Genomic DNA, 9,245 nt, shown 5'->3' on the forward strand with positions numbered 1-9,245 from the left:
AGTTGCTGCTGTTTGAGCCCCTGGCGCTGGGCCGTCAATTGCTCACGCTGCAGCTCCAGCGCCCGCTCCTGCGCCGGCACGAACCAGAGGATTGCCAGCAGAGCGATGGCGCTCAACCCGGCCGCCAGCAAGCCCGGCCAACCCAGCCGCGCCAGCCACAGCCGCGCCGGCTCGGGCAATCGGTTCAGTTGCGCTTGCAGGCTCAAGCCAAGCGCCGTCATGAGCGCTGCCCCGCGGTACGCCGGCGCACCACCTCAAAGCGCAGTGCATTTGATTCGCTAGCCTCGTTTGCCTCGTTAGCCTTTGTCGAGCCTTCCGGTCGCTGCAAGCGCGTCAGCACCACCTCCTGGGCCGGGCCGGCAGCCACGCTTGACGCTTGCGTGGCCAGGCGGTCCACCAACTGCATCACCGCATCGGCCTGCGCCGCCAACCCTTCCAGGCGCAGCGAAGCCCCCTCCATCTCTAGTGCTTGCAGTTGCAAGCCGGGTGGCAGCGCCTGCTCAACCGCCAGCCAGCGGCTGGCCCAGTCCTCGCCCTGCTTGGGTTTGAGCTGGGCCTGCAGAGCCCAGGCGCGGCGCTGCAGATCGGCAGCTTTGGCGAGCGGCTCAGGCCCAGCCCCACGCGCATCGGCGGCGGCGACTTGATTCAATAGCACGGCCTGCTCGGCCAACACGGCACGCTGGCCCTGCAAGTCATGCCAACGCCAGCCCAAGGCCAGCAACGCACCAGCGGAGAACAGCAAACACGCCCACACCAACACCCCAGGGCGTGGCGGCGCGGGCATGAAGTCGGGGCGCGGCCAGGTGCTTGCACTCGCTACTGTTTTCACCATTCCCAACATCAGTGCAGGGCCCCCGCCGCCAACCAATGGGCAGTTTGCGGCCCCTCAGCCAGCGCGAGCTCAGCCGTGCCGCCACCCCAGCCCATCAATTTGGGTGCATGGCTATAGCCGGACTCAGTGGCGGCCGGCTGCAAACGTTGCAGCAAGGCCTTCACCTCGGGCGCATCCCCCTGGTCCAGATAGCGCTGCTGGACGTCCACCACCTTGCCGTGCGCCAGGCTCAACCAACTAAAGCAAAGCCCCTCCAGCAGACCCAGACCCGAGCACTCGGCCTGCGCCCAGGCGCTGTCGGTGGCGGCAGCTTGAGCCAAAGCATGACTCCAAGCCGGGCGCACCGACAAGATGCGCACGCCCTGCGTCTGCGCCGCGCTGGTCAGCGCGTTCAGACTCAAACCGGCCTGCTCTTGCAACGCCACCGCATTGCGCTGCTGGCCCTGCGACCACACCGCCAGGGGCCAAGCTTGCGCGGCCGCGCCAAAGTAATGAACGAATTGCAGGCGCGCATAGGCGCGCACCGCCTGCGCGTCCGCCAGCGGCATATCGGCCGGCACGCTGACGTTATGCACCCAGGCACCGCCGACCCAGATGCGCACTTGCTGGCGCGGGTGGGCGGCGCACCATTGCTCGAAGTCGGGCCAGCGCTGGCCGGCGCCTGTTTGCGCATAGCTCCACAAACCCGATTCGCCCCAGTACAGCGAGATGACCGGCAAGCTGCGGGCGCGTTGCCAAGCTTTGAACTTTTGCTTCAAATAGTTCAACAAGGATTCAGTCTGCAAGCGTGACACGATCGAGTTCCTCCAGGGTGGATTCGCCGCGCCGCACCAGGGCGACAGCGGCCTCGCGCAGCGTGCGCATGCCGCGCTCGCGGGCGGCTTCCTTGATACGGCTCATCGGCGCGCGGGCTGCAATCAGGTCGCGCAATTCATCGTCCAGGCAGAGCAGCTCCGAGACCGCGCGGCGGCCCCTATAGCCGGTACCGCGGCAATGGCTGCAGCCGCTGCCTTGCATGAATTGATCGTCAGGCAATGGCTGCAAATCCTGCGCCTCCAACTCGGCCAATGTGGGGCTGACCGGCCGCCGGCAATGCAGGCAGTTGATGCGCATCAGGCGCTGCGCCAGCACGCCGTTCAAGGCCGCCACCACGTTGTACAGATCCAAGCCCATGTGCATGAAGCGGCCGACCACATCGAAGGCGTTGTTGGCATGCACGGTGGAAAAAACCAAGTGGCCGGTCAGCGCCGCCTGCACCGCGATCAGGGCGGTTACGGCGTCACGGATCTCGCCCACCATCACGCGGTCGGGGTCGTGGCGCAGCACCGAGCGCAGGCCACGTGCAAAGGTCAGGCCTTTTTTTTCATTCACCGGGATCTGCACCACACCGGCCAGTTGGTACTCAACCGGGTCCTCGATGGTGATGATCTTGTCTTGGCCGGTATTGACCTCGGAGATCGCCGCGTACAGCGTCGTCGTCTTGCCGCTGCCGGTCGGGCCGGTCACCAACAGCATGCCGTGCGGTTGGCGCGCTAGCGCCCGGATGGCCAGCCGCGCCTCGGGCTCGAAGCCGAGCGAATCGAGTGTTAGCGCGCCTTGGGCCTGGATCTGCGCACGGTCGAGCACGCGCACGACCGCGTCTTCGCCGAACACGCTGGGCATGATGGACAGGCGGAAATCGATCTCACGGCCCTGCATGCGCAGCTTGAAGCGGCCGTCTTGCGGCAGGCGGCGCTCGCCGATGTCCAGCTCGGCCATCACCTTCAGCCGCGACACCAGTTGCTCGGCCGCCAGCGTGCCGTCGAGGTTTTTGATCTCCAGCATCACGCCGTCGACCCGAAAGCGCACCCGCAGGCCGCGCAGATGGGTCTCAAAGTGAATATCGCTGGCACCGTCTTGCAGCGCGTCGTACAGCGTCGCATCGAGCAGGCGCACGACCGGGCTGGCCTGCTCGCTCAGGTTCAGCGCCGACAGCTCTTGCGCCTGTTCCCCCACGGCGCCATCGGCAAAGCCTTCGCCCAGGTCTTGCAGCGCGCGGAAGTCCTGCTCGCCTGCACCCAGCGCCGCGTCGACGTCCTCGGCTGTGCCGCTGACCCAGCGCAGCGCGCGCTGCAGCCTGGCCTCGATGCGCTGCAGCAGCATGCTGTCATGTTCACGGTCGGCCAGCAGCGCAAGCCGGCCGGCAGCCGACACCGCCAACACCGCCCGCCAGCGCTGCGCCTCGGCCTGCGTCCATTGCTCGAAGCTGAAGCCCCAGGGCGCTTCATCATCAGGCAGCCGCCCTAGCGCCAGCGTCAAGGCGGCGCTCAATTGACCTGCTCCACCAGCTGAAAAATCGGCAAATACATCAGCACCACCACCGTGCCGATGACCAGGCCCATCAAGAGCATCAAGACCGGGTTGATCAGGCGTGTGACCAGATCACTCAGCCGGGTCAGCTCCTCGTCGTAAAAGGCCGCCGCCTGCGCCAGCATCGAGCCCATTTCGCCGCTGCGCTCGCCAACCCGCAACATGCGCAGCGACACCGGCGTGCTCAGGCCCTCACGCTCCAGCGTTTGCGACAAGCGCTCTCCCGTGCTCACCGCCGCAATGCACCGATCCAGCTGCGCCTGCAGATGGCCGGCGATGACGCCGCGCGCGGTCTGCAGCGCCGGCACCACCGGCACACCGGCCATCAACAACATAGCCAGGCTGCGGTAAAACTGCGCCAGCGCCAGCAGATGCAGCTTGGGCCCCAGCAGCGGCAAGCGCCACAGCCTGGACATCACTGCTTGACGCAAGCCGCGCTGCCAGGCCCAGACCGGCCCGGCCAGCAGCGCGCAGCCCAGGCCCAGCACCACCCAAGGGTGCTCGCCGCAGAACTGGCCGACGGCGATCAGCATCCGCGAGGCCCAGGGCAGATCGCCGCCGACGCCGTCCAGCAGGCCGGCAAAACGCGGCACGACAAACACCAACAAAAACATCACCACCGCCGTGCCCGCCGCGATCAAGGTGGCCGGGTAAATGGCCGCCGCCACCAGCTTGCTGCGCAGCTGCTCGGCCCAGGCCAGGTAGTCGGCCTGCTCGGCCAGCGCATGCGCCATCTGGCCGCTGCGCTCGCTCGACTCGACCACCGCGATGAAGAGCGCATCAAAGGCCTGCGGTTGGCTGCGCAAGGCGGTCGAAAAAGCTTCGCCGAGCTGGATGCGGGCAATCACGCCGTCGAGTGCGGCGGTGCTGTTGCTTCCGCCTTGCTCCTCTTTTTGCTTCAAGGTAACCAAGGCCTCCAACAGCGGAATGCCGGCCTTCAACAAGACCGACAACTGCTGGGCAAACTGGCGCAAGGGGAAGCGTTGGCCGCTGCGCGCTTGGTTTAGCTGGCTTTCACCGCCGCCCAGTGGGTTGACCGAGATCAGCGCGGCCGGCGCCACACCCAAGGCCGCGGCCACGGCTTGCGCGTCCACGGCTGCTACTTGCGCTTGGGCGGGGCGGCGGGCGGAGTCGAGGTAGCTGACGAGGAACTGGGGCATGGCAGACAGAAAGCGGTGATTGAGACGGAAATCTATGAGCCGAAAGAGCTACGAACGGCGCGACTGTATTCATCTGCTGTGACCGCCCCGTGAATGACAGTGATGTGACGTTGATGTGACATCGGCGCGCTGATCAGCCCAGGTTAAAACGCCACTGTCACAGCCGTTTCACAGCGCGCAGCTACCTTCCCGACCATGCTTACCCACATCACCCCTTCCCTGCGCGCGTTCTGCGGCCGTGCGCGTCACCAAATGCTGACCTTGGCGGCCACCAGCCTGCTGTGCCTGAGCGCGCAGGCGGCCAACGGCACCGGCCTGCTGCTGCAACTGAGCTCACCGACCCGGTCAGCCGAAGAGGTCAAGGCGCTGCTCGCCGAGCTGAAGCTGACGCTGCACTACCAGCGCAGCATGGGCTCGGGCTGGCACTTGGTCGAAGCGCAGCAAGCGCTGAGCAAACCGCAGACCGCCGCGATCACCGCACGCTTGCGCGCCGACAGTCGCGTCGCCTTCGTCACCGCGAATGCCCGTGAGCAACGCGCGGCAGTGCCGGACGACAGCTTTTTCCGCCCCGCCGAAAGCAAAGACGCGCAGTGGTGGTTGGACGACTACAACGCCGCCAGCAACCCCGCCGCCGCCAACTTCACCAAGGCCTGGGACGCCAGCAAGGGCAACGGCTCGCCGGTGATTGCGGTGCTGGACTCCGGCCTGACCGCGCACCCCGAGCTGCCAGCGGGCAAGCTGGTGGACGGCTATAACTTCATCAGCAAGGTCGAGTACGCCAACAACAACGGCGTCGGCCGCAGCGCCAGCACCCAAGACACCGGCGACGCGCTGACGCAGGCCGAGTTGGCTGCCAACCCATTACTTTGGGACGGCTGCCTGGTGAACGAGAAAAGCAGCTGGCACGGCACCCTGGTGGCGGGCCAGATTGGCGCCTCGACGAACAACAAGGCGGGGGTCGCTGCCATCAACTGGAACGCGCGGGTGATGCCGGTGCGGGTGTCGGGCAAATGCGGCGCGGCGGTGGGCGACATGGTCGACGGCATGCGTTGGGCGGTCGGTTTACCCGTCAGCGGCGTGCCGACCAACCCCACGCCGGCCAAGGTGCTGGTGCTGGGCTATGCCGGCCTGACTTCTTGCGACGTCAATGACGCAGACAAAGACATCGCCGCCGCCGCCAGGCTCTACACCGACACGATTGCCGAGCTGCGCGCCAAGAATGTGTTGATCGTTGCGGCGGCGGGCAACCAGCGCGGCGTGGTCGGCCGGCCGGCCAATTGCGCCGGCGTGATGGGCGTCGCCGCCGTCAACAAGCAGGGCTTCAAGACGATTTATTCCAACTTCGGCAAGCAGATCGCGCTGGCCGCACCCGGCGGTGACCGCGACGGCGGCGCCACCTGCGACAACTTGCTGGCCGACAGCGGCATCGTCTCGACCTATAACAATGGCGCCAAGGCGCCCGGCGACTACGGCTACGCGGCGGTCAGCGGCAGCAGCTTTTCAGCACCGCAAGTGGCGGGCACGGCCGCCTTGATGTGGGCCTTGAACGATAAGCTGACCTTGAATCAGGTCGAAGACGGTCTCAAAAAGAGTGCCAGGCCGCATGTGCTGGCGCCCGCCTTGGGCTACTGCACGGCCAGCAACAAGAGCCGCTGCACCTGCACCGCCGACACCTGCGGCGCCGGCTTGCTGGACGCCGAAGAAGCCTTGAAGTTTGCTCAAGCGCCGTCCACTTACGCAGCGCCCAAGCGCGACGCGGTGGTCCTGAGCAGCCCGGCATTGACCAGCTGTGGCACGCTGCAGGGCAGCACCGCCTTCACGCCGCCCGTGCCCGTGCCCGTGCCTGAGCCGACACCGACACCGACACCGACGCCAACGCCGACACCCACCCCAACCCCAACCCCAACGCCCGAGCCATCGGGCGGCGGTGGCGGTGGCGCGGCTTCGCCGCTGTGGGTGGCCGGCCTGGGTTTGGCGGCCTTCTTGCTGCGCCGCCGGCCCAGCGTCAGGGCTGGCAATGCCGGCAATTTGCGCTCCAGTCTTTAATTTCTTTCATCCCCTTCATCCCCTTCATCCTGGCTAACTAAGAATTTCCCCAAGAATTTGGCCGGGATGGAGGGGATACAGGGGATGGAACCTGCACCGGCATCGTTGGGCCGAGATGAAGGCCGTTTTCTCCGCGGCTTCTTCGTCGCCCCAAAAGCAAATCGCGCCGCCCGTTGCCGGGCGGCGCGATTCATTTTCAGATTCAGTATCAGCTCGATTAAACCTAGATCCGGCAGTTGGACGCGCCCGAATGTGCTGCGATGAGGTGCGCTGGCGAGGCGCGCCGACGCAGCGGGCTGATGCCCGCAAGGAGAAGCAACAATGTCAGCGTGCCGCAGCGGGGCGCAGTCGGGTGCGTAGCGCTCTCACCCAAATGGTGAATCAAGTCGAAGCAACTTTCCTCAGTAGGCATCGGACTCAATTGGCAAAAGTAAGCGGTCAACTGCTGGATCTAGGTTAAAGCGCCTTCAAGGTCAAGGCGCTGATCCGCTGAGCGCGGCGCAACTCCTGCGCCTGGGTCTGTTCTTGCAAAGCGACCGCACGCTGCTCATGCCGATAGTTCAAGAGCAAATCACCCGAGGCATCGCGCTTCAACTCGATCAACACGCCGTCTTTGCTGCGCCACTGACCCAGGGCCTCGCTCTCAACGCGCAAGGGGCTGCCGTATTTTTTCTGCAGGCTGGCTTGCAGGCGTTGCAAGGTCTGGCTTGCCATGGCCGCTTCCTGTAGCCCAAAACGGTAGCTGATCAGCACCGGCGCCAACAGCTGCGAGCCTGACTGCTTGCCATATTGCAGCGTCATCTGCTTGGCGCCGGGCAGCAATTTACCGAGCAAAAAGACCTCACGCTCGGCACCGGCACTTTGCTCTTGCTCACGCATGCCCAAGCCCGCCAAGGCGCCGCGCAACTCGCCACGGCCCATGCAAAAAACCGGCAGCTCAAACAAGGCCACCTGCGCCTGCACGCGGCATTCCTTGTTCTGCTTGAGGCTGTCAAGCAAGATCTCGGCCTTGGCCACGCCGTCCTCCTGCGCCTCGGTCAACAGCACCTCGGTCTGGTCGAGCGCCAGCGCGGTGGCGCTGTGGCCATTCAGTCCGTGGTAGGCCCAAATCATCTTGCCGAGCGCATCGTTTTGCTTGGCGGCGGCTTCGGCATGCTTGGCGCTCAAGGCCATGTCGGCGGCTTCGTTGTTCTCACGCAGCATGCTCGCAACGGCCATGCTGGCATGGGCTTTGCCGGCCAATTCCTGCGCCCGTGTGAATTCAAGGCACACCTCCATCGCCCGGTCGAATTTGCGCTCGCGCACGGCCAACTCACAGCTCTGTGCATAGCGCTTGGTCAACAAGGCCTTTGACTCCGGCAGGGCGCCGGCCGGCGCCAGCGCCACCGCGGCAGCCGCCGCCGAGGCAGCCCCGCCTGTTGCTCCGCCTGTTGCTCCGCCGCTAGCACCCACCGAGGCCTTGGCTTGCGTACCCCACACCAGACCTGCTCCTCCTGCGGCCACCAAGACGGCGCAAGCCACTGCATATGGCAGCGCTGCACGCCCAAATCTATGACCTTGCTGACGACTCATGACGTTCTCCATGCGGGTTTTTATCTGAACCCGCACTGTCGCAAACGCCGGTGACGTCGTCATTAACTCGCCCCGCTGCTTGCACGCCGTATGGACTACGGGGCTACACCACCTCGCAGCCAATGCCACGGTAGCCGACGTAACGGCAGTCTGAGTCGAACATCGGCTCACCGCTGACCCGGTACCTGTGTTCGACACCGTCGCTGCCGATGCGGCCAAACTTGAAGTCCAAAAAGGGTTGGCGAGCCGCGATGGCCGCCTGCACTTGCGCCCGCTCGGCTTCATTCCAGCCGCTGATGGCGCCCTTCTCTGCATGGGCCAAAAAGGCGCCCAAGCCCAGCCCCAACATCTGCTGCACCGGCCCGGAGACGGTGGTGAAGTCGCCGCTCTCGTTTTGCTCCCAGTACCAATCGGCAGCCAGCTCGGTCAAGCGCCGAAAGCGCGTTTCACTCTCGCTCAAGGCGGCGGTTCGCTCGGCCACCGTCTGTTCCAGCAATTGATTGAAGCTGGCCAGGCGTTGGTAGAGCAGGCGCACTTCCAGCATATTGTGAACCCGCGTTTTGAGCTCCAGCAGGTCAAACGGCTTGCTGATGAAGTCCTTGGCCCCCGCCTGCAGCGCGCGGATCTTATGGGCCGGCTGTGCGGTCAGTGCAATCACCGGCAAGTAGTCGTCGGGATGCAGAGTGTGCAAGGCGGCCATCACCTCGAAACCGTCCATGCCGGGCATTTGCAGGTCCAGCAGGATCAAATCGAAGTTGTGCAATCGGTGCAAGGCACAAACCTCGGCAGGCTGGGTTGTGAACCACACTTGGCGGTAGCCCGCGCCATGCAAGAGCCGCTCCAGCAATTGCAAATTGGCATCCAGATCGTCGACGACCAGAATGCGGGCCTGCAGGATGTCCGCTTCGTTGCTCATCATGGGCTCTCTTTCTCAAGCGGCCGGCATTGCTGCAGGGCCAGATCCAAGGTGGCCAAAAACTCGCCGACCCGAATCGGTTTGGTCAGGTAGCGATAAAAGCCCGCCTCCAAGCCTCTGGCGATGTCGCGCGGCATCGCATTGGCGCTCAAGGCAATCACCGGAATCGCCGCCGTCAGCGGATCGGCGCGCAGGATCTGCAGCGCTTGGAAGCCGTTGATGCCGGGCAAGTTGATGTCCATCAAAATCACATCGGGCAAGGCCGCACGGGCCAACTCCAAGCCTTGGCGGCCGTCGCGCGCCGACAGCAGGCGCAGCGAGGTGGGCGTGGGCAGCGTGTTTTGGATCGAGTTGCTGCAGGCCGAGATGC

At 65.2% G+C, this 9,245-nt stretch carries 9 protein-coding genes; 1 reads left to right on the forward strand and 8 read right to left on the reverse strand.

Annotated elements, in window-relative coordinates; translation table 11 throughout:
• The 5 genes from RMO57_RS20295 to RMO57_RS20315 form a co-directional block, all read right to left on the reverse strand.
• Positions 1-221 (reverse strand): hypothetical protein (locus RMO57_RS20295; RefSeq protein ID WP_310389760.1); only part of this gene is annotated, 221 nt, incomplete at its 3' end.
• Positions 218-742: a PilN domain-containing protein gene (locus tag RMO57_RS20300; RefSeq protein ID WP_310389762.1), complete on the reverse strand. Its 525-nt coding sequence runs from the start codon at positions 740-742 to the stop codon at positions 218-220. The genes RMO57_RS20295 and RMO57_RS20300, both read right to left, overlap by 4 nt.
• Positions 743-840: 98 nt before the next feature.
• Complete coding sequence (locus tag RMO57_RS20305; RefSeq protein ID WP_310389763.1) at positions 841-1,626, reverse strand: hypothetical protein; 786 nt, start codon at positions 1,624-1,626, stop codon at positions 841-843.
• Positions 1,607-3,142, reverse strand: a complete 1,536-nt coding sequence (locus tag RMO57_RS20310; RefSeq protein ID WP_310389765.1) for a GspE/PulE family protein — start codon at positions 3,140-3,142, stop codon at positions 1,607-1,609. Before RMO57_RS20310 ends, RMO57_RS20305 begins: the two co-directional genes overlap by 20 nt.
• The gene (locus tag RMO57_RS20315) at positions 3,139-4,341 is read right to left on the reverse strand and encodes a type II secretion system F family protein (protein WP_310389767.1); all 1,203 of its coding nucleotides are present in this window, start codon (positions 4,339-4,341) and stop codon (positions 3,139-3,141) included. Before RMO57_RS20315 ends, RMO57_RS20310 begins: the two co-directional genes overlap by 4 nt.
• Positions 4,342-4,536: 195 nt before the next feature.
• Between RMO57_RS20315 and RMO57_RS20320 the strand changes: the two genes are divergently transcribed.
• A complete protein-coding gene (locus RMO57_RS20320) occupies positions 4,537-6,387 on the forward strand; it encodes a S8 family serine peptidase (protein WP_310389769.1) in 1,851 nt (616 codons plus the stop codon).
• 456 nt (positions 6,388-6,843) lie between these two features.
• Here RMO57_RS20320 and RMO57_RS20325 read toward each other — a convergent pair whose 3' ends face one another.
• The 3 genes from RMO57_RS20325 to RMO57_RS20335 all read right to left on the reverse strand — a co-directional run.
• Complete coding sequence (locus RMO57_RS20325) at positions 6,844-7,959, reverse strand: hypothetical protein (protein ID WP_310389772.1); 1,116 nt, start codon at positions 7,957-7,959, stop codon at positions 6,844-6,846.
• A 103-nt stretch (positions 7,960-8,062) separates the two neighbouring features.
• Complete coding sequence (locus RMO57_RS20330; RefSeq protein ID WP_310389773.1) at positions 8,063-8,878, reverse strand: response regulator; 816 nt, start codon at positions 8,876-8,878, stop codon at positions 8,063-8,065.
• The coding region (locus tag RMO57_RS20335) for a response regulator (protein ID WP_310389776.1) at positions 8,875-9,245 on the reverse strand (371 nt) is incomplete at its 5' end. The genes RMO57_RS20330 and RMO57_RS20335, both read right to left, overlap by 4 nt.

The organism is Roseateles sp. (assembly GCF_031397715.1).
GTDB lineage: Bacteria > Pseudomonadota > Gammaproteobacteria > Burkholderiales > Burkholderiaceae_C > Paucibacter_A.